The sequence below is a fragment of the Dysgonomonas reticulitermitis genome (assembly GCF_054601275.1).
Window position 1 is genome coordinate 1 of the sequence record NZ_BAAHWU010000023.1, and the last position, 21,653, is coordinate 21,653.

The 21,653-nt window shown below is 38.2% G+C and carries 19 protein-coding genes; 15 read left to right on the plus strand and 4 right to left on the minus strand.

The genetic code is table 11. The features are described 5' to 3' along the window. Positions 1–186: 186 nt before the first annotated feature. Positions 187–1,953, plus strand: a complete 1,767-nt coding sequence (locus tag ACYPZI_RS09655; protein WP_459601003.1) for a hypothetical protein — start codon at positions 187–189, stop codon at positions 1,951–1,953. Here the strand turns inward: ACYPZI_RS09655 and ACYPZI_RS09660 are convergent. The 3 genes from ACYPZI_RS09660 to ACYPZI_RS09670 are packed head-to-tail and all read right to left on the minus strand — an operon-like array spanning position 1,950 to position 5,851. Continuing rightward, a complete protein-coding gene (locus tag ACYPZI_RS09660; protein ID WP_459601005.1) occupies positions 1,950–2,441 on the minus strand; it encodes a metallophosphoesterase family protein in 492 nt (163 codons plus the stop codon). The genes ACYPZI_RS09655 and ACYPZI_RS09660 overlap by 4 nt on opposite strands. A 2-nt stretch (positions 2,442–2,443) precedes the next feature. Beyond that, positions 2,444–3,349, minus strand: coding sequence for a 1,4-dihydroxy-2-naphthoate octaprenyltransferase (gene menA, locus ACYPZI_RS09665; protein ID WP_459601007.1), 906 nt, complete (start codon positions 3,347–3,349; stop codon positions 2,444–2,446). A 57-nt stretch (positions 3,350–3,406) separates the two neighbouring features. Next, positions 3,407–5,851 carry a DUF5686 and carboxypeptidase regulatory-like domain-containing protein gene (locus ACYPZI_RS09670; RefSeq protein WP_459601009.1) on the minus strand — a complete coding sequence of 815 codons (2,445 nt, stop codon included), beginning with the start codon at positions 5,849–5,851 and terminating at the stop codon, positions 3,407–3,409. A gap of 135 nt (positions 5,852–5,986) precedes the next feature. On the opposite strand from ACYPZI_RS09670, the gene ACYPZI_RS09675 reads away from it, so the two are divergent. From ACYPZI_RS09675 to ACYPZI_RS09730, 12 genes are all read left to right on the plus strand, one after another. After that, positions 5,987–7,429, plus strand: coding sequence for an aspartate kinase (locus tag ACYPZI_RS09675; protein WP_459601011.1), 1,443 nt, complete (start codon positions 5,987–5,989; stop codon positions 7,427–7,429). Positions 7,430–7,803: 374 nt separating this feature from the next. Further along, positions 7,804–8,625, plus strand: a complete 822-nt coding sequence (locus tag ACYPZI_RS09680) for a MotA/TolQ/ExbB proton channel family protein (protein ID WP_459601013.1) — start codon at positions 7,804–7,806, stop codon at positions 8,623–8,625. Positions 8,626–8,692: 67 nt separating this feature from the next. Continuing rightward, positions 8,693–9,301, plus strand: a complete 609-nt coding sequence (locus ACYPZI_RS09685; RefSeq protein ID WP_459601015.1) for an ExbD/TolR family protein — start codon at positions 8,693–8,695, stop codon at positions 9,299–9,301. Between the two features lie 34 nt (positions 9,302–9,335). Then, on the plus strand, positions 9,336–9,989 hold the full coding sequence (locus ACYPZI_RS09690; RefSeq protein ID WP_459601017.1) for an ExbD/TolR family protein: 654 nt from the start codon (positions 9,336–9,338) through the stop codon (positions 9,987–9,989). A gap of 26 nt (positions 9,990–10,015) precedes the next feature. Continuing rightward, on the plus strand, positions 10,016–10,846 hold the full coding sequence (locus ACYPZI_RS09695; protein ID WP_459601019.1) for an energy transducer TonB: 831 nt from the start codon (positions 10,016–10,018) through the stop codon (positions 10,844–10,846). A 108-nt stretch (positions 10,847–10,954) separates the two neighbouring features. Then, positions 10,955–11,155 (plus strand): hypothetical protein, encoded by a 201-nt coding sequence (locus tag ACYPZI_RS09700; protein WP_459601021.1) that lies wholly within the window; start codon positions 10,955–10,957, stop codon positions 11,153–11,155. 31 nt (positions 11,156–11,186) lie between these two features. Further along, positions 11,187–12,179: a PstS family phosphate ABC transporter substrate-binding protein gene (locus ACYPZI_RS09705; RefSeq protein ID WP_459601023.1), complete on the plus strand. Its 993-nt coding sequence runs from the start codon at positions 11,187–11,189 to the stop codon at positions 12,177–12,179. A gap of 24 nt (positions 12,180–12,203) precedes the next feature. After that, the gene (locus tag ACYPZI_RS09710; protein WP_459601025.1) at positions 12,204–13,850 is read left to right on the plus strand and encodes a tetratricopeptide repeat protein; all 1,647 of its coding nucleotides are present in this window, start codon (positions 12,204–12,206) and stop codon (positions 13,848–13,850) included. Between the two features lie 214 nt (positions 13,851–14,064). Further along, the gene (gene metK / locus ACYPZI_RS09715) at positions 14,065–15,333 is read left to right on the plus strand and encodes a methionine adenosyltransferase (protein WP_459601027.1); all 1,269 of its coding nucleotides are present in this window, start codon (positions 14,065–14,067) and stop codon (positions 15,331–15,333) included. A gap of 58 nt (positions 15,334–15,391) precedes the next feature. Continuing rightward, positions 15,392–16,249: a DUF4271 domain-containing protein gene (locus ACYPZI_RS09720; protein ID WP_459601029.1), complete on the plus strand. Its 858-nt coding sequence runs from the start codon at positions 15,392–15,394 to the stop codon at positions 16,247–16,249. Further along, on the plus strand, positions 16,240–16,998 hold the full coding sequence (locus ACYPZI_RS09725) for a uroporphyrinogen-III synthase (protein ID WP_459601031.1): 759 nt from the start codon (positions 16,240–16,242) through the stop codon (positions 16,996–16,998). The genes ACYPZI_RS09720 and ACYPZI_RS09725 overlap by 10 nt, the downstream gene beginning before the upstream one ends. A gap of 63 nt (positions 16,999–17,061) precedes the next feature. After that, positions 17,062–17,760 carry a M48 family metallopeptidase gene (locus ACYPZI_RS09730; protein WP_459601033.1) on the plus strand — a complete coding sequence of 233 codons (699 nt, stop codon included), beginning with the start codon at positions 17,062–17,064 and terminating at the stop codon, positions 17,758–17,760. A gap of 1 nt (position 17,761) precedes the next feature. Here ACYPZI_RS09730 and cdd read toward each other — a convergent pair whose 3' ends face one another. Next, the gene (gene cdd / locus ACYPZI_RS09735; protein ID WP_459601035.1) at positions 17,762–18,247 is read right to left on the minus strand and encodes a cytidine deaminase; all 486 of its coding nucleotides are present in this window, start codon (positions 18,245–18,247) and stop codon (positions 17,762–17,764) included. 33 nt (positions 18,248–18,280) lie between these two features. On the opposite strand from cdd, the gene ACYPZI_RS09740 reads away from it, so the two are divergent. Both ACYPZI_RS09740 and porK read left to right on the plus strand, forming a co-directional pair. Further along, a complete protein-coding gene (locus tag ACYPZI_RS09740) occupies positions 18,281–19,201 on the plus strand; it encodes a glucosaminidase domain-containing protein (protein ID WP_459601037.1) in 921 nt (306 codons plus the stop codon). Between the two features lie 278 nt (positions 19,202–19,479). Further along, the gene (gene porK / locus ACYPZI_RS09745) at positions 19,480–21,645 is read left to right on the plus strand and encodes a T9SS ring complex lipoprotein PorK/GldK (protein ID WP_459601039.1); all 2,166 of its coding nucleotides are present in this window, start codon (positions 19,480–19,482) and stop codon (positions 21,643–21,645) included. Positions 21,646–21,653 lie beyond the last annotated feature (8 nt).

The following is a 21,653-nucleotide window of genomic DNA, read 5'->3' on the forward strand; positions in this document are numbered from 1 at the left end:
GTCTTTTTCTAATTAAAAGTTAATGCAGCAGATGGAGCTTTTTTATCCAGGAAAGATATTCAATTTGGAGTTTCCTTTATCTTTCTTTTTTATAAAATACAAACTAACGATTTTTAATTCTTCATTTAACAATGATATCTGCTTATTTTTTACAATCTTTGTTTCGTTAATCTTAAAAGCAGTTGTATGAAATCAAAGTTGAGAAGAATATTGCTTACGGGTATATTCGTTTTCCCTATCTGCGCAGCCTGTGCCCAAGTTAAAACAGATAAAATGCTTGGGAAAGAATTAGCTAATCAAATGTCGAAACTGTCGGCCGATGCCCGTGATCTATTTATTGAAGAACGTTTTAATTCAGGAAATCACCCTGATTTTATGAATAAGTTTGCGCGAGTCGATGTGCGAATTACAGATAAAGGCGGGAAAATAGTAGAGGGGTATTACTTTGTTGCTCCGGATTACTTGTGCATTGGTACAAATAACGATTTTATCCGTATGCCCATACAGCCTGCTACCGCGCAACGTATAGCAGATAAGTCGGGTTGCTTTCTTTCCACCCGTAAAATCAGTGATGATGTATATAATTCGGCTGTTGTAAAGTTAGAACCCCACCCGTTGACTAAAGACAGGGATTCTCTTTATACATTTATAGAACATAATAATATTATCGAAGGGCAGCGAGCCGGGCGTTCCGGACTTATCGCAGGGCATAAAAAAGATGTGATCATTACACAGCGATTGCTCGAAAGTCCTAAAGATGACAGAGTAGCATTGTATGGTTGGCATAAGCCTGATGGTAAGCCTATTCAGCCTATCTATACAGGTCATGTCGATTGGTATTTGGATTATAGTCATGGCATCCGTCTGGTTAAAGATACTATATATGTCGAGGGTAAGCCAATGCATTATATCGATGTAATGAAGCATCCTGTATATAGTAGGCTTATAAGCGATGAAGAGCCTTGCGACTATTATGCGTACCCTACCGAAAATAATAGCCGCAAAAAAACTTGTTATCTGGATGGTTTTTCGCTGAACGGATTGAATGAACAGCGGTTGGTTATTAAGGATGCCTTTCCGGATGTTACGATTATTGTTAATGCGCCATCACCTGTAAAATTCGATAGAGATAAAAAAACAGCTCTTGTCTTATATGCTTTGCCTAACGGAAATACAATAGACTGGACTGCGGGCAAGTTGATGGAAAACGGAGATGATTGGCATTATGATATACAGCACATTGGGGCGCAAATACGTTTTGTCAGAGATGTTTGTCCCGGATATAACTGGGTCGTGGCCTATTTGCAGAGTTACGAGAAGAGCAGTTGGACTACATGGAGTAAAAATCATCCTGATAATGGGAAAATGATTATTCAACAGGTTGTTGATAGCCTCCGTAATCTCTTTGCACCTTACCATCCGGTTATTATGCTGAATGGACATAGTGGTGGCGGACGGTTTATATTCGATTATATCACAGGTGTCGGTAAAATTCCGCATGATGTAGAGCGAATAGCCTTTCTCGATAGTAGTTATGGCTACGAAGATTCACTTCATTATAATAAACTGAAAAATTGGCTTAAAGATTCAAAGGATCGTTATCTGGATGTGATTGCTTATAATGACAGCACGGTCATTTATAACGGCAAGCCGTTGGTAAGCCCGACCGGAGGGACATGGTATCGCAGCCGTAAAATGCAGAAGGATCTATCAGCCGATTTTGATTTCAAAACGGTGACTGATACGACCATGATTCGGCACGATGCGCTTAACGGGAGAATACAATTCCGGTTGAAGCAAAATGATGATGGAAAAAATATCTATCATACCGTGTTAGTTGAACGTAACGGATTGATTCATTCCCTTCTGTCCGGAACTAAATATGAAGATAAGCAATATCTGTTCTGGGATGAACGGGCGTATAGACGGTATATTTTTAAAACAGGTTATTAATCGTTTAATTCGATCACATCCAGATCAGAGATATTTCCATTGTCAAGCACAAAACGAACGAATGTCCTGACTTTATGAAACCCGTATTTTCCGGCAGCCCCGGGATTGATATGCAGGCAGTTCAGTTTTTTGTCGAACATTACCTTTAAGATATGGGAATGACCTGTGATGAATAGCTTAGGTGGCTTTGCGTAAAGTATCGGGCGGATAAAAGGATCATATTTTCCGGGATAACCGCCTATGTGTGTCATCAGCACATCTACATTTTCCAGAGTAAAACGCAAAGTTTCGGGGTAAGCCCTTCGTACTTTACTGTCGTCTATATTGCCATATACGGCACGAAAAGGTTTTAAGGCTTCGAACTGTAATGCCAGATCGAGAGAACCGATGTCGCCGGCATGCCATATTTCGTCACATTCGGCAAAATATTTTTCGTACTTGTCGTCCCACCAGTTATGGGTATCTGATAATAATCCTATCTTTTTCATTTTTATAGATTAATGCAAATACAGAAACAAACAGACAAAATAAATGTCCCCATCGATGTATATTTCAGATAAGGATCGAGCCGGCGATTTTCAGAGATACGAAATATATCGATCAGAATTTTTATAAAGAAGATAAAACTGAATAAGTACAGATACTGATACCATTGTTCTGCATAAATAATGGAGTATATGGCAAAGCATGCCATCGCCCCAATCGTTAGCGCCGCATGATATAGTTTTGCGTTCTTCAGGCCGATACGAACCGGAATAGTAATTTTACCGGACTTACGATCATTGTCTATGTCGCGCATATTATTAAGATTCAGTACACAAACGGTAAGGAATCCCAATCCGATAGCAGGTAGCCAGGGTTTGAAGCCCAGTTGGTGTGAATGCAAGAAATAGGTGCCGACAACAGATACCAACCCGAAGAAAACAAAAGAAAATATATCACCCAGTCCTTTGTATCCATATGGATTTTTTCCCGCTGTATATTTAATAGCAGCCACGATACTTGCGCCTCCAAGTACCAGAAACAGGAGAATATACTTCAGTTCCATAAACTGCAAGGCAACGTAGATGAGCAAGCTGCCGACGATGGCAGCTGCCCCGATAGCAATGTATATGGCCTTTTTCATTTGTCCGGGGGTGATTGCTCCGCTTTGCACCGTCCGCTGAGGTCCTACGCGTTCGCCTGTTGTATCCGTGCCATGTTCGAAATCTCCCAGATCATTAGCCATATTGGACAATAGTTGGAGGATATTGGCAATCAAAATGGTTAGGATAAGTACGGGTGTGCTATATTTACCACTGCTATATGCTATGCCGCTTCCACAAAGGGCTGTAGCAGTCGCCAGAAATAAAGTGCGTGGGCGTAGAGCCGATATCCACGATTTTGCTGAAGCCATATATAATTTCGTTTTTCGGGATACAAAGATACATAAAAGAAAAAATCACAAGGTATTCTAAAAAACTCTTTTAACAGTACCCCAATCCAACAATAAACGAATACCCCAATCCTGATATTTTGCTTTGCGGAAAGATGTAAAAACACCTATGTTCAATAGAGGGGTAATGTTCAGAGAGTATCCTGCTTCTGTATATAACTTCATATCAGGTGTATATAGATTCTTTAAATGCAGGGTTTCCGTAAACATTTTTCCCTGGAAATATGGTATGCGCTTAATCAATATATGATTACTATTGTAGTTCAACATACTGTTTATCCAATACTTGTTAGTTGAAGCTGAGTAATTGTCTAATAACATAAAAGAGCTAAACGGGGATTTCAGATTAATCATTACATTGGACGTATTGAAATGCTGATAATCGGCAAAATGAAGATTGTTTTTATTTCCTATATAAGTTCCACCACTTATCTGATAATTGAAACGATTAAATTCATTCAACGTAATATTCTGAGAAACCGCAAGTCCTATTTTCCGGTATCTGGAATTGTTGGTTTGCCACGAAGAAAATCCTTCGCTATACCTCAAATAGAAAGTAGGAGATGTAAGCTTTTCATATCGTTTAGCCCCGTCCCTCACAGAATAGTAAGCATAGGGAGTGTAGTTTATACCTACATAGTATGCGGTTTTGTCGAACCGGTCGTCAGGATATATGTTTGATGATATTTTGCCGCGTTTTCCCCATGTATAATCCGTATGATTGCTTAATCCCGATCGCCGGGCTATTTCAAACCCTGTTATCAGTTTTAATCCGTTGGAAATATCTATATTGTTGGTAATGGAAACAAAATCTTTCTGATAATAAAAATTATAGTTATTCCCTTTTATTAATGAATTTGTCGCGTTATTGAATCGAAGGATACCATTCGGATTAAAATCTTCACTAACCGAGCCCGTAGATATTTCTAGTTTGCCCAGCCGCATAGGTGCGTAACTTAGGTTGATGTCTCCGCCTCCGAGTAATCTTTTTCGGGATAAGGCGTAATATACGTATGGAGATACTTCCAGCCTGTTGTGTTTATTTAGTTTGGTTTTTACCCTGAACTTCTGCCCCAGCCATAACCCGTCCACAAAATTGTATTCGGGTGCAGCACGGAACAGTCCGTCGTATTCTATAACCACTTTGCTGGAATCCCCGCCGATTTGCCCTCCGGTAAAAATATCACCAAAGGAAAACTTTGGATTATGATGCTCTTTCCTTACCGAATCGAGATGTTGCTGAACGGAATCTTTTTTTTCAAAACTGGATATTTCCCGCTTGTCCAGAGGTATAATCCTGATGTTGTCCCAATAGATAGAATCTCTTTTGTTAGCAAGGCTGTCCGCTGTTTTTGTGTATAATGTGTCTCTTTTTATTTCAAAGTCTCTCTTCTTACCTTTTTCTTTCTTAGCTACCTCTTCCGCCGCCTCTTTATTCAATTCAATATCTCTATAAGTAAGAGACGCGTAATAATTCATGGTTATATGATTGCCAAGCATATTCAAATCTACTTCGGTAAGATATGTAATTGGAAGATACACTCCTGGGTTAACCTCCTGATACGTAATGTTGTAAAATTCCTTAACGCCAAAGGTGTTACTGTTTAGTTTCACAGAATGTATATGCCAGGTGTTATCGGCAATATAAATATAGCCTTCATAAAGCGCCGGATCTTTTAGCTTCGGTTCCACCTTTATTTTGTTTATTACCAGTCCGTCTTCTTCCGAAAAACCTTCATATCGAAACTTATAATATGAAAAAGCTTTAGGATTTAGTGGCGATATAAGAGAACCTGCTTTAGGATTGTACAGTGACGACCTTGTAATACCCATCGCGTCTTTTGAGTCTAAATTGTCAGGTATGCTACTCGAGAAAGCTTTGACTGTCTGTTTATATTTGTCAGGCGCCGTAAATTGTATTTCACTGAACGATTCTTGTACGAATACGCGGTTTTTTAATTCCGATAACTTTACGCCTTCTTCTTTTTTAGCCAATTTGTCTACAAGAGAAGCTATTTTAAGTAATTCCGCGTTTCCTTTTATATATACGTCTGCGGTATATGCTTTTGCCGATTTGGCATAAACAGGAGCTTTTTCTATTGCTTTTCTCATGATAGGGTAGGCCGGATCCTCGCCTTTCGATACTGTAACCTCATTCAGCATAAAGGGGTTTTCTTCCAGAGTGACATTGACAGAGATTGTCCCTGTTGAGGAAATATTCACTTTTCTTTCCTCTGTTTTAAATCCCAAGCATTTATATTCTACCGAATAATTTCCGGGAGCGAGGGTTGTCTGGTAATACCCGTCTTCATTGCAAATAAGTCCCTGTTTAATTTCTTTAATAAATACAGAACTGCCGTACAATGGGGTGGCTGTCTTGTCGACTATCCGGCCTTTAAAGTTTTGAGCCAAAAGTTGAGATGTAAAAAGTATACAAATGATGAAAGATAGAATGTATTTCATTCGCTAAATCTGTTAATTAACATAGTTTGCTGTCGGACACAAATATATTATATATTTTTTTTACGCTAAAATAGTTTTGCCTCCTGATCATTTTTTGTAACAAAAAAATGACATTCTTCTATATAAGTAGAAGGTATGAGATTATTTTATTATTTTTGCGCAGAATTTTTCTCAAATATTTTAAATATAGAAATGCTTACAGTAGAGAAGATTGGCGGAACATCCATGTCCCAGTTTAAAGATGTACTGGAAAATGTGATTGTCGGAAAAAGGAAACCCGAAGATATGTATAACCGTATTTTCGTCGTTTCGGCGTATAATAATGTGACTAACTGGCTTTTGGAACATAAAAAAACCGGAGAGCCGGGTGTCTACGTGCAATTTCTCGAAAATAGCGATTACAGTATAGGGTTAGATAGCTTATGCCAGCGCCTGCTGATGATCAATAAAGGATTTGAAGAAATAGGATTGGATCAGAAGGAAGCGGAAGAGTTTATAACGTTCCGTATCAAACAAGCCAAAACAATGCTTCATAGCTTGAGCAAGGTGATGGCGTCCGGTTATGTGAATGCCGAAGATATTTGCTTGGCTGCCCGCGAAATACTAGCTTCGTTAGGAGAAGCCCACTCGGCGTGGAATACGGTCAATATATTGAATAATAACGGAGTATCGGCGCGGTTTATAGACCTCTGTGGATTTAACGACTCACTGCCGTTGACTATAGATGAACGCATACATAGGGCTTTCAAAGGAATCGACTTCAGCAAAGTTATGTGTGTGATTACCGGGTATACCAAAGGTACAGAGGGTATTATGAGGGCTTTCGACCGGGGATATACCGAAGTCACATTTAGTAAAGTCGCGGTAGAAGTAAATGCAAAGGAGGCAATTATTCATAAAGAATATCATTTATCAAGTGCAGATCCCAACATTGTCGGAGTTGACAAGGTCGTTCCGGTAGGTCGCACTAACTATATAATAGCCGACCAGTTGGCAGATATAGGAATGGAGGCTATCCATCCTAAAGCATCTAAGCCTTTGGAATTGGCGAATATAGATATTCGCATAAAAAATACTTTCGAGCCGGAGCATCCGGGGACACTGATTACTCGGGAATATGTGTCAGAGATACCTAAGATAGAGATTGTTTCAGGGACAGACAAGGTTCTGGCTATTGAAATACACGATCCGATGATGGTCGGCGAGGTTGGTTTCGACTTAAGAATAATGCAGATATTTGCCAGATTCGGTGTTAGTTACATCCTTAAATCCACGAATGCCAACTCGATAACAATGGTTGTTTGGGATAACTATAAATCCCGCGAACTGATAACAGATCTGGAAAGTAGTTTCTATCAGGTTACAGTCGAACGGGTTGCTTTGGTGTGCGTTATGGGTACTAATATAGCATTGCCCGGTTTCTTGTATCGGGCATCGAAAGCTTTATTTGAAAGAGAAATAAACGTGGAGAGCTTCGCTCAATCCTTGCGTCAGGTTAATATGCAGTTTGTTATTAAAAGAGAATCGTACAAAGACGCGGTAATAGCTCTTAATGATGAGTTATGTATTGATAAATAGATTTAATAAGACTTTTTTATATTTTTTAATTGCATGGAATAATATTTAATCCTATTTTTGTTAGCTGAAATATAAGAAAGAGTTTGCTTTAATACCTTGTGGGACACTTGACTTGATAGAAAACCACATGTGTAATATAAAACCTTTGAATTTGTTTAATTATTCTCTATTAGAAATTGTTTTCGACGTTATATTTAGTTAAGAGCGTAGGTCTGAGTGCAATATTTGGGACAAGATACTTTGAAAGAAAAAACAGAATAGTATATTTGTACCCTTAAAGATTGTCACTAGGGCATTTTTTTGATTTGAACGGAGATAAATATAAATAAAATAAAAAAAATTGATTCACTAAACTTAAATTATTTATTATCATTATGGAAACTAAAAAACAACAACCAACCCAAAAACCAAGATCGAAAGGCGTTTCTGCTTTCCTAGTAGTTATTGGATGTCTGATTGTAGCACATCTTTTCTTCTACGTAGTTGCTGGAAGTCCAAGTAACTTTGATGAAAAAGGACATCCTATTAACGGAAACATATTAGGTACGTTATTTCAAGGTGGGTTTGTAATTCCTATCGTAATCACGCTGTTGCTTACAGTATTAGTTCTTTCTGTTGAAAGATTTTTTGCATTAAACAGAGCTAGCGGTAAAGGAAGCACTGCAAAATTTGTGATGAACGCAAAAGCTAAATTGGAAGCCGGAGATATCGCTGGTGCTTCTAAACTTTGCGACGAACAAAAAGGTTCAGTAGCTAATATCCTTAAAGCCGGTTTGATCAGATATGCAGATGTTGAAAAATTGACAGATGTTCATAATGATGAAAAAGCTGCAATGATCCAAAAGGAAATCGAGGAAGCTACTACTTTGGAACTTCCATACTTACAACAAAACCTGTCGGTTATCGCTACTATTTCTACACTAGGTACATTGATGGGACTATTCGGTACAGTACTTGGTATGATCAAATCATTTAGCGCTATGGGACAAGAGGGCGCTCCTGATGCGACACAGCTGGCCGTTGGTATCTCTGAAGCCCTGATGAATACAGCGATGGGTATCGGTACAGGTGCTTGTGCTATCATTTCTTATTCTTTTTTCTCTGGAAAAGTTGAAGATATTACTAATGCTGTTGACGAGGTAGGTTTTGCTATCGGCCAAACTTATACTACTCTACACGGTGGTTTATCTAAATAATTGATTTTTTTCAGAAAGATTTGTGGAATTTTTATGAAATTCTACTCTAATAAGTAAAAACAAGAAGATGGGAAAGACTAAAGTCAAGAAAAACAGTACATTCATCGACATGACGGCGATGAGTGACGTTACTGTACTCTTGCTCACATTCTTCATGCTAACAGCAACTTTCTTGCCGAAAGAACCGGTACAGGTGCAAACACCACAATCAGTATCCGAAACAAAGGTGCCTGACTACAATGTATTGAATATTTTGGTAGATCCGAGCGGTAAAGTGTTCCTGAACATTGAGCCTGCGGATAAAAGAAAACAAGACTTGCTGGAAGCCATGGGGAAAGATTTCGGCGTAACATTTACTCCAAAGCAAATACGATCTTTCATGGACCAAACTCATATTGGTGTTCCTATGAACCGGATGTCTGCATTTTTGGATTTATCGTTAAGCGAGCAAGATGCTGAAATAAAAAAATGGGGCGTGCCCATTGACAGCGTGAACGACCAATTTTCACGTTGGGTAAAACACGCGCGTGAAATAAGCGAGGATATGGGGATTGCCATTAAGGCTGACCAGACAACACAATTCCCTCTTGTAGATGTTGTGATGAAAAGACTGGTTACTATTAAAGAGAACAGATATAGTTTGGTAACATCTCTGAAGGCTATGCCGGATGTGTAATCATGATTTTAACCTATAATTAGAAAAAAAAATTATGGCAGAAGTACAACAATCGGGTGGCGAAGAGAAAAAAGGTAAACCCAAAAAACAGACTTTGAGGGTAGACTTTACACCAATGGTGGATATGAATATGTTATTGATCACATTCTTTATGTTCTGTACAACGTTGAGTAAACCGCAAATTATGGATATTGCGATGCCAACAGATCAGAAACTGACAGAAGAGGATCAAGTAAAGGTAAAAGAATCCAAAGCAGTTACTCTCATCTTAGGAGCAGATAATAAATTGTATTATTATACAGGAATGCCTAACTATGCAGATTACACTTCATTAAAGGAGACTGACTATTCTCCCGAAGGTATCCGCAAGATATTGTTAGAACGCAATGCTCCTATTGTGGCTAAGATGAAAGATCTGAGAAAAGAAAGAACCGATAAGAAAATATCGGAAGACGCTTTTAAAGAACAGTCGAAAGAGATTAAGGATGACAAAGATGGACAGGTGGTTGTTATAAAACCGACATCGGAAGCGACTTATAAAAATCTTGTAGACGCTTTGGACGAAATGGCAATATGTAGTATAGCAAAATATGCTATTGTGGACATGGCAGAAGGTGATCAGTTCTTACTTGAAAACCTGAAAACTAACGGGGCTTATGGGGCTAACGCCGCACCACCAAAAAAGTAATCACATTCTAAAAAAGGACTAAAATTATGGGAAAAGACATTAAATTAAATTCCTCGGAATGGTGTGATGTGGTTTTTGAAGGTAAAAATAAGCAATATGGAGCCTACAAACTACGTCAGTCATCATCGAAAAGACACATTGTCGCGTTTTTAGTAATTCTTCTTTTCGCGGGATTCGTATCAGCCCTTCCGGGTTTGATAAGTGAGATCAAGAAATTGGCGCAAAACCAACAGGAGAACATCGACGAGACTTTTGAACTTTCAAATATTCCGGTTGAGGATATACCGGAAGAGAATAAGATTATGCAGGAGACTGCTCCTCCCCCTCCTCCATTGAAAACAACAGTTCAGTTCGTTCCTCCTACAATTGCTAAGGACGAAGATGTTTCAGATAAAGATGTGATGAAATCGCAGGATGAAATACAGGAATCAAAAATCCAAATTTCGGTAGCGTCTGTACAAGGAACTAGCGACAAAGGTGTTGATATTGCAGAATTGAGAGATCATAAGGTAATTGTCGAAGAAAAGCAGGTTGAAGAGAAGCCGTTTATTACAGTAGAGCAAATGCCGACTTTTCCGGGAGGAGAGGTTGAAATGCAGAAGTTCATCCGTGACAATCTGAGATATCCTGTTGTTGCTCAGGAAGCTGGTATACAAGGTCGTGTAACTCTTCGTTTCGTTGTATCTAAAACAGGAACAATAGAAAATGTAACAGTTGTGCGTGGTATTGACTCATCATGTGACAAAGAAGCTGTCAGGGTAGTGCAGTCTATGCCTAAGTGGATTCCAGGGAAACAGAATGGTTTGAATGTACCTGTGTACTTTAACCTTCCAATTCAATTCCGTCTGCAAAACTAAGATGAATATTTTGTGAAATATTTGTTATAGAGATTACAAATAAGATTTAGAAAGAAGAGAAGCTGGAATGAAAGACATCTTCTCTTCTTTTTTCCAATTTTTAGATATATGAAAGAAGGAAATAAGCTGTCAGCAAAAGTCATTTACGGAATAGTTATGGTGCTTTTTTATGTGTGCATATCTATTTTAGTCGTATTCACATCCGTTTTTAAGGAGTTTATGCCTAATGATATTATTCGTGTGATAATAGGTGTATTGTTTTTTGCATATGGCTTGTTCAGAGCCTACCGGGTATGGAAAGGGGTCTGAATTATCAAGAATTATCTATAAAAAGTATGTTATGAAAAATCTAAGTCTTATTTTATGTGTGATATTTATTTTCTTTTCATCTTGTGGTAGAAAGAGAATAACACGGACTGATACTCTGACAAGCGGTGTAGCCACATTTGCTGTGGATGAGTGTTTTGCTCCGGTTATACAAGAACAAGTCGATGTCTTTGGGGCTTTGTATCCACAAGCGCTCATTGTTCCCCAGTATACAAGTGAAAACGAAGTATTTAATTTATTTATGAAGGATAGCCTGCGCCTTATAATTGCGGCTCGCGAACTTACACCAAACGAAGCACAAATAATAAAAGACAGAAAGCAGATTCTTCGTTCGCAAAAATTGGCGATAGATGGTCTTGCTCTCATTGTAAATAAAGAAAATAACGATACTTTAATAACAGTATCTGATTTGAGAAAAATAATGACAGGAGAGATTCGTTCGTGGAAAGAACTGGACCCAAAATCATCTCTTGGCAATATTGCTGTGACATTCGACAGCCCAAATTCGAGTACAGTAAGGTTTGTTCGGGATTCAATATTGCATGCCGGACAGAAATTAGGTGATCATGTCAAAGCCAGAGCAGCGGATAGTATAAAAACAGCGAATTTGAAAGACCGGACTCCAAATCAACAAGTGATAGATTATGTCGCATCTAATCCTAATGCGTTAGGCATAATAGGAGTCAACTGGATAAGTAATCCATCCGATTCTACAAATTTGAGTTTTATCAATAATATAAATGTAATGTCGGTAAGTAGAGAAGAAGTGGCTACAGCTGCAAATAGCTTTAAGCCTTTTGCTGCTTATTTGGTACTAAAAAAATATCCTCTGACACGTGATATTTATATAATAATATCAGATGTGAGGGAAGGGTTGCCGGCAGGTTTTGTACGCTTTGCAGCCGGCGAAAAGGGGCAAAGGATTATACTTAAAGCCGGGCTTTATCCGGCTACAGTGCCAACAAGGTTGGTTCGAATCAATCAGACACTGGATTATAAGAAATAAATATTAATTGTAAATAACTATAAGATGAAAATGAAGTATTTTTTAGGCTCGTTACTGGGCTTCATTATTAGCATTACAGCAATGGCTCAGAATAATCCCGGATATGATTATTTGAGTCTTGACGAAATTAAATTGGCGAAAGACTATTTTACAAAAAATTTGACAAAGTCTCCCGCTGAATATAATTTCTACTTGGGCGAAATAGCTTATAAAGGAGGAAATATGGCTGAAGCTAAATCTCAGTACGAAAAAGCTTCTTCGGCTAATGTGGAATCTCCATTTGGAGCTATCGGATTAGCAAAGCTAGAGCTAAAGTCGAATACAAAAGAAGCTACTAAAACACTTACAGATATTCAGAAAAAAAATAAGAAAGATATATCTATCGGTTTGGCTGTTGCTAAAGCATTCCTCGATAACGGAATGAAAGACGAAACAGTAAAGGCTATCCAGGAGCTTCGCAAGGCGGATAAGAAATCTCCTTATTCCTATATTCTTGAAGGTGATATGTTAGCTAAAGAAAATAAACCGGGAGAAGCTGCTGCTCAGTACGATCAGGCTATATATAACGATCCTAACAGCGTGTTGGCATACATGAAAGGTGCTAAAGTTTACGAGTTTATCAACCGTAAAACGGCTACGGAATTGTTGAGGAAAGCGATAGAAATCCGTCCTGATTATAAAATTGCATATAAAGACTTAGCTGATTTGAATTACAGAGAGGGAGTATATGCGGAAGCTATCCCTGCCTATAGGGAATTCTTTAGCGGGGGCGACTACACAGTGGATGATATTCGCCGTTATGCCGGCGCTCAGTTTTTTACAGGAAACTATGAAGATGCGAAAAAGGTTATAGCAGAAGGAATACAAAAAGAACCAAATGATTTTGTATTGAATCGTCTGTTGATGTATAGCTTGAATGATTCTAAAGATTATGTAAAAGGATTGGAAGTAGGTGATAAATTCTTTAGTCTACCTCTTAGACCAGGAATTGATACAGCTAAATATATTGTACAAGACTATTTGATTTATGGTAATTTGAAAAGCGAAAACGGAGATAAAAAAGGTGCTGTGGCGCAATTCAAAAAGGCCATCGAGCTAGATCCATCTAAAGTCGCGCTACTTAAATCAATAGCATCTGAAAGTGCAAGAGAAAAAGATTTTGAAGCTGCTGCCGAATACTACAACCAATACCTTAACATGGCAGGTGTAACAGCCAATGCGGAAGATTATTTCCAGTTAGGTAGTTACTATACTTCAGCAGGTCAATCGTTGATGGGAAATGAAGATCCTGAAATAAAGGGAAAAGGCCTCGCATTGTTGAAAAAAGCAGATGAAGCATATGCGAAGGTTGCGGAACTTAAGCCGGATAGCTATTTGGGTAATTATATGAGAGCCCGTGTGAATTACCAGATGGATCCAACTTCAGAACAAGGATTAGCAAAACAGTTCTATGACAAGACAATAGAAACGCTCCTTGCTGACGCAGAACCTAATAAAAATGTTATGATTGAAGCATATAGTTATTTAAGCTACTACTATTATTTGCAATTTGATAAACTTAAAAAAGCAGATGATAAGGCTAAAGTAAAAGAATATGCAGGAAAAGTTCTTGAACTCGACCCTGAAAACAGTAACGGTAAACAATTATTTGATTGGGCTAGCGCCAAGTAAAATAAGAAATAAAACAAAAATAAACCTGTACTGAAAAGTGCAGGTTTATTTTTTTATAATTATTATGATTCTGAGATACGGAAAAAATAGTATCTTTGTACCCAATTAAGTGGATAGATTTGTATCGATTGCAACCACATGAAAAAATGCTAAAACATTTTCTACTGCGCATACATCTCTTTCTGTTTTTATTAACAGTTAAATTAATTACACAATGAGTTATTTATTTACATCTGAATCGGTTTCGGAAGGACATCCCGATAAAGTTGCCGACCAGATATCAGATTCCTTACTAGATGAGTTCTTAGCCTATGACGCGGACTCTAAAGTAGCATGTGAAACATTGGTTACTACAGGTCAGGTTGTTTTGGCCGGAGAAGTAAAATCGAAAGCATATATAGATATTCCTGAAACAACACGCAGAGTGATTGAACGTATAGGCTATACAAAGAGTGAATACCAATTTGAAGCTCAATCGTGCGGTGTGTTATCAGCCATACATGAGCAATCGGATGATATAAACAGAGGTGTCGACGGAAAATCGGACCCTATGGATCAGGGAGCCGGAGATCAGGGTATGATGTTTGGTTATGCGACGGGCGAAACCGATAACTATATGCCATTGGCCTTAGACCTGTCTCACGCTTTGTTACTGGAACTTGCCGCAATACGTAAGAATGAACCGGCCTTGATGCCATATCTTCGCCCGGATGCGAAATCTCAGGTTACTATCGAGTACGACGACGATGGAACACCTTTACGTATAGACACTATTGTTATCTCTACCCAACATGATGATTTTGCGGATGACGATACCATGCAAAAAAAGATTAAGTATGATGTAATCAATATTCTTATTCCTCGTGTCAAGGAGAAATACAGTTTCAGAGAAGATATAGCTAAATTATTTACGGATAATATCACTTATCACGTTAACCCTACCGGACGTTTTGTTATAGGAGGCCCTCATGGTGATACAGGCCTTACCGGGCGTAAGATTATTGTAGATACTTATGGCGGTAAGGGAGCACACGGAGGTGGAGCGTTTTCGGGAAAAGACCCATCTAAGGTTGATCGTTCGGCGGCATATGCGGCTCGTCATATTGCTAAAAATCTGGTGGCGGCAGGAGTATCTTCTGAGGTATTAGTACAGGTTTCTTATGCTATAGGTGTCGCTAAACCAATGAATATTTATGTAAATACATATGGGAAAAGCAATGTAACACTGACAGACGGAGAGATAGCTAAAAAAGTAGAGGCTCTATTCGATATGCGTCCGAAGGCTATCGAGCAACGTTTAAAACTAAGGAATCCAATTTACGCAGAGACTGCGGCGTATGGACATATGGGACGTAATCCGGAAGTAGTTGTAAAACAATTTAAATCTCGCTACAACCCCGAAGGTATAACAAGAGAGGTGGAATTGTTTACATGGGAAAAACTGGATTATGTAGATGTAATAAAGAAAGAATTTAATTTGTAATAATCATAGAAGGCATATGTTCACCTAAAGGGGAATGTATGCCTTTTGGTAATATATAATGAAAGACTCCATCTCGTATATAAATTCTATTGTTGTAGATAGCCTTGTAGCGCAAGACTCTTTGCCTCAACAGAATTTTAGCCCTTTCGGAGGGGAGATGGCAAAAACTTTAACAGCCTATACTGAAAAAGGCAGCAGAACTGATGCTTCAAGACACTATGGAAGTAAGTTACCATTCAGTATGGAGAATACAGACGGTATCTTTGTCTTACTTCTGTTTTGTTTTTTATTCTTTGCCCATATATATAATGGCGGTGTTTCTTTTCTTAAAGAGAATCTTTCTCTCTTATTCCTGTCCGAAAGAGAAAAGAGGATACATAAACAAACGACAGTAAAAGAAATATTATATGGGTATTTTCTTGTGCTTCAGGCTATAGTCTTGGTTGCTATCTGCGTGTACGACGTATTTGTCGAATACGATTCGCCGGAAGTAGTTCATACACCCTTTCTCACCGTTATTACTTTTATTCTGGTAATAGGTCTTTTTCTGGGAGCTAAAGACTTTATGTATAAAATTATCGGCTACATATTCGATCAGCAGAAACTCATGAAGGCATGGCGGAGGATTTCTGTCGTTGGTCTCGAGATACTAGGGATATTATATTTCGTTCCTACGCTGTTGCTTATATATTCCAGTTATTACCATTTAGCGATTTTAGTGCTCATGCTTCTAATGTTTCTTGTAGTCCAAATAACACTTTTTTATCAAATAATAATCTTTTTTGTTAATCAAAAATTTAACTTTTTGTATTTGATTGCATACCTTTGCACTTTCGAAATATTACCATATATATTTTTATCAACAGGATTGATTTATTTATATAGAACCGATATATTTACCATATTATGGCTTTAAAGATAAAGAATATTATGATATCGCAACCGGCGCCCTCTACAGAGAAGTCGCCGTATTATGATATTGCTGAAAAATATCATTTACAGCTGGATTTCCGCCCTTTTATCAGAGTCGAAGGCTTAGATGCTAAAGATTTCAGACAACAGCGTATTAATATACAGGATTATACTGCGGTTGTATTTACAGCGAGAATTGCAATCGATCACTTTTTTGCATTGTGTGAGGAACTTAGGATCACAATGCCGGAAACAATGAAATATTTCTGTATTTCGGAAGCTGTAGCCCTATATCTTCAGAAATACATTGTATACCGAAAGCGTAAAATATTTTTCAGTACAACAGGCAAAATGGATGGCTTGTCCTCTGCTTTGACCAAACATAACAAGGAAAAATTCTTGGTTCCGGTATCAGATGTACATACCGAGGATTTGACATCAGTGCTGGATGAAAAGAAAGTAGATTATACAAAATCTATTATGTATCGAACAGTGAGCAACGAATTTACCGAAGAAGAGGTATTGTCTTATGATATGTTGATTTTCTTTAGTCCCGCAGGTATAGTCTCTTTATTTAAAAACGCCCCGAATTTTGAACAAGGGGAAAAAGCCATAGGCACGTTTGGCGGATCTACTGCGAAAGCTGTGCGTGACGCGGGGTTGAGGCTTGATTGCGAAGCTCCCTTACCGGGGATTACATCTATGACCGCCGCTCTTGAAGCTTTCATAAAAGAAAACCATAAGTTAAAATAAAAACTGAGGAATTAAATACGAGAAGCTTAACTGATATTGGTTAAGCTTTTTTTATATAAGGTTATGATTATTAATGATAAGGAACTGGGAGAAATAAGGCTCGTCAAGAATGGTCGTGCCCGTAAGATAATTGTCAGAAAAAAAGATGGTTATCTCCAGCTCACGCATCCTCCGTCTGTGACTATATCATACATAGAAAAAACGATAGAGGAAATGCGTCCCCGGCTTATTTCGTTAATCGAAAAGAATAGTGATAGATTAAAATTTTCACCACAAACAGAATTCCGTACATACAGTTTTTCTTTGAGAATTGCGGAAAGTAATTCGACCTCTAACTTCTATATAAGCCTGAAAGATGCTATATTATCTATTTCCTGTCCCACAGGCACTGATTTTGAAAAAACGTCAATTCAGAATTTAATTCTGAAGCAGATAGAAAAAGCCTTACGATACGAGGCTAACCGTTTATTGCCGGCAAAGGTGAAACTCTTTGCGCAAAAATGCGGCTTTACCGTTTCAGATATAAAAATAAATAAAAGCCGTACCCGGTGGGGTAGTTGTTCGTCAAAAAAGAGCATCAACCTTTCATACTATTGCATGCTCTTACCGGAGCACCTCATAGATCATGTTATCTTACATGAACTTTGCCATACTGTAGAAATGAATCATGGCGATCGTTTCTGGCAATTACTGGATAAAGTCACAGACGGTAAAAGCAAAAAGCAGACAAAAGAATTGAAAGCTTTTAAAACTCCTATATAGATCAATCAAATAAAGAATCTGCGCCAAAACCTACCGGTAACAAAGCTTTAGCGGACTCCAATTCATAAATTTTACTTTCTCCGTATAAAATTATTTTTATTGGACGGTTATACCTGTTCTCAACTTCCAGTAAAACTTGCCTGCATCCGCCACAAGGGCTGCACGGATTAGTTGTGAACTCACCTTTGCTACTACAAGCTGCCACAGCAATAGCTTCTACTGCCACATCGGGATATTGGGCGTTGGCATGAAAAACGGTCACTCTTTCAGCACACAATCCTGAGGGGTAAGCTGCATTTTCTTGGTTGTTGCCGGTTATTATTTCCCCATTGGCGAGAAGAATAGCTGCTCCTACATGAAAGTTAGAATAGGGGGCATATGCTCTTTTTGTAGCGGATTTGGCTTCATTTACAAGTTTTTTTATAGCTTCCGGGCTTTCTTCGTAGTTGTAAACGAGTATCTTTGTTGTTAAATTTAAACTTTCCATATTTATTGCTGTTATTATATAAACATTAAATATATGAAAAAAGTAGATACCTCTTTCAAAACAATTATATTTTCTACTCTCATTTTCTTTATCTCTATTCCTACCTTTTCACAAGCCAAACGCTATAAGATTTATGATGACTATATCAGCGCCTATAAAGGGATTGCAATAGACCATATGAGGCGGTATAAAATACCTGCCAGCATAACTCTTGCTCAAGGATTGTTGGAGTCAGGTGCAGGGAAGAGTTCTCTTACAGTCAGTTCAAATAATCACTTTGGTATAAAGTGCCATAGCGACTGGACCGGAGAAAAGGTTTATAAAGCAGATGACGGTCCGAATGATTGCTTTAGGAAATATAAAAAAGCAGAAGATTCGTTTGAAGATCATTCCAAATTTTTGGCCAAGGCGAGATATAAAAACCTGTTTGATTTGGAAATAACCGACTATCGAGGATGGGCAAAAGGTTTGCAGCAAGCAGGATATGCTACCGATAAGGCTTATGCGAATAAATTGATAAAACTTATTGAAGATTATGAATTGTACCGGCACGATAAAGAAGATCTTGGTAAAGGGAGGGCTAAGGAGGAGACACGTCCGTTGAATCCTGAGTATAGTCATACTCCATATAAAACACATAACCTGATATATGTTATTGCTATGGATGGCGATACTTATGAAGCTATCGCTGCCGAATTCGACTTTAAGCCCAAAGATTTATATAAATATAATGAGGTTCCGGAGGGATTCCCATTAAAGAAAGGCGATCTGGTATATTTCCAGAAAAAGAAATCGAAGGCCGATAAGCCTTATTATGAACATGTGGTTCAGGTGGGCGAATCGATGCACAGTATTTCACAATTGTACGGGATAAAGGTGAAGAACTTATATAAGATGAACAAAAAAGACTTCGAATATGTTCCTATAGAAGGTGATGTTTTAAAATTAAGATAATACTAAACTAAACAAACTACTGATGAAACGTTTATTGTTCATGTCTATTCTTATTCTCTTTGTTGCCGTAGTAAATGCACAAGATGATAAAGCCAAATTGGAAAAATGCTTGGCATAAGTCTTGCTTATAACTTTTAAACAAGATAGCGACTAGTACTAATTAACCCCTATCTGCCTATACCACTAACTTTTAAACAAAAAATAAATAATAATTATAAAAAATATATTATCTTTGCCACATTCGAGATTTTATGGTTATAATAACTTATACAAAATATATGAATAAGAAAACTTTACTAACTTTACTACTACTGCTCTGTATTTCAGTCGTTTCGTATGCGCAGTCGGAACGTTCGGTGCAGTATTCGGTACCTTCCCGAAATGAATATTTATTAAAAGATCCGGTTTGGTTTATTTCATTAGGAGCCGGAGCTCAACTTTATGAAGGAGAGGATGACAACGGTGTGCCAAACAATCGCATATCTTATTTATCAAGATTGACGTTTACACCAACACTTACCATCGGTCGTCGTATGAGCAATATTGTTACTCTTCGTTTGCAGCTTTCGGGAGGTAGTCTTCATGGCTATAACGACGGGTATAACGGAACGTATACCAAATGGGGCAGAAATGGCAGCACAGGTGACGACATTAAGTATTTGACAAAAGATCCCGCTTGGGATTATATGGGTTGGAGTGAAGGCATTGACTATGAATATAGCCCTGTCGACGCCACAGGAGAATCTGTATGGCATCCAAAAAATTGGTGGGAAAATCAACAATATTATATGCAACATTTACGTTATATGAGTGTGACCGGAGATGTAAGTATAAATTTCTTAAACCTGATAAACGGGTATAAACCTAATCGCAAATGGGAAGTGAATCCATTTGCAGGAGCTGGGGTATATCAGCGTTTTGCACATCGGGGCAATCTTGCAGGCACATTTGTCGGTGGAAGTCTGGGTTTAAATGTTGGATTTAATTTTACAAAAAATTGGCAAATTTTCGGAGAAGCCCGTGGTATTTTTATTGACGACACTTTTGACGGACAAAAAGGAGATATGAGTAATAATGGTATAGCTCAGTTGACTGCCGGTATATCATACAAATTCGGAGAACCTAAATATATTGATCCGGCAATAGAAACGCGCTTGTTATTACCTTATAATATAGCACGTGCATGCGACAATATGGTTCTTGTTCCCGGTGGAAATATAGAATTAGGCACAGGTATAGATCCGCTTTGGGGAGATACAATCGCACGCAAGCTTGTTGCTGTAAGTCCGTTTTGGATGGATGAAACCGAAGTTACAAACAAGCAATATCGCGAATTTGTATATGCAGTACGGGATTCTATCATAAGAGAACGTCTGTCCGACCCTGCGTATGGTGGTGATCCTACATATAAAGTGCAGGTAAAACCTGAAAAAAACTATACAGGAGAAATTAAACAGCGTATAAATTGGAGTAAACCTATTCCTTGGAAGAATCCAACAGAAAGAGAAGCCAGTGCTATTGCCAGTGTTATGGGAGGAAATCCTTATGGAGCAGATAAATCGGGGCAGGCAAATTCAGCTCTTAACTATAAATACGATTGGTTTGATTTCAAGAGTTACTATGCATTTATCTCTAAACTAAAAGAAGGAGAAGCCCGTTCTATAGTTATATCTAAAGATACAGCTTATGTGAACATGAGAGGTGATATCATTCGTGAAACATTATCCAGAACATCACATGGTGATCCGATAGACTTTACGAATACATATATTGTAAATATACATCCGGACGTTATGGTATGGATGACTGATTTTGCCAATGCTAAAAGCGAAAGATATGTAGACACATATTTCACAGACAAAGCATACGAAAACTTCCCGGTGGTAGGTGTATCGTGGGAACAAGCAGATGCTTATTGTGCTTGGCGTACAGCTAAATACAGGGCAGAAGGTAAATGCACTCAGGACGGATTTGAGGGATACAGATTACCGACTGAAGCTGAATGGGAGTTTGCAGCCAGAAATGGCCGCTCGGAATTGATGTACCCTTGGTATTCAAACAAAACCCATACTACCGACGGTTTGGCTCATGCTAATTTTAGAGCTTCGAAAGATTTGAAAGACTTAATGTCTTCTGTGGCGACATTCCAGCCTAACAGATTTGGTTTATACGATATGGCTGGAAATGTAGCTGAATGGACAACTACTACTTTCACCGAATCTGTAGACCGCATGAGTGATGAAGTTAATCCGGATTTCAGTTACAGAGCCGTACTTGCAGATCCGAAAGTATTAAAACGTAAAATTGTAAAGGGAGGTTCATGGAAAGATGCCACGGTAAAATCCGGAGATCGTTCCGTTGAATTTCAAGATAAAGGCCGTTCATTTATTGGTTTCAGATGTGTAAGAAGCTGGAACTTTAATGAAAAGGGTAAGATTAACTAAAAACCTAT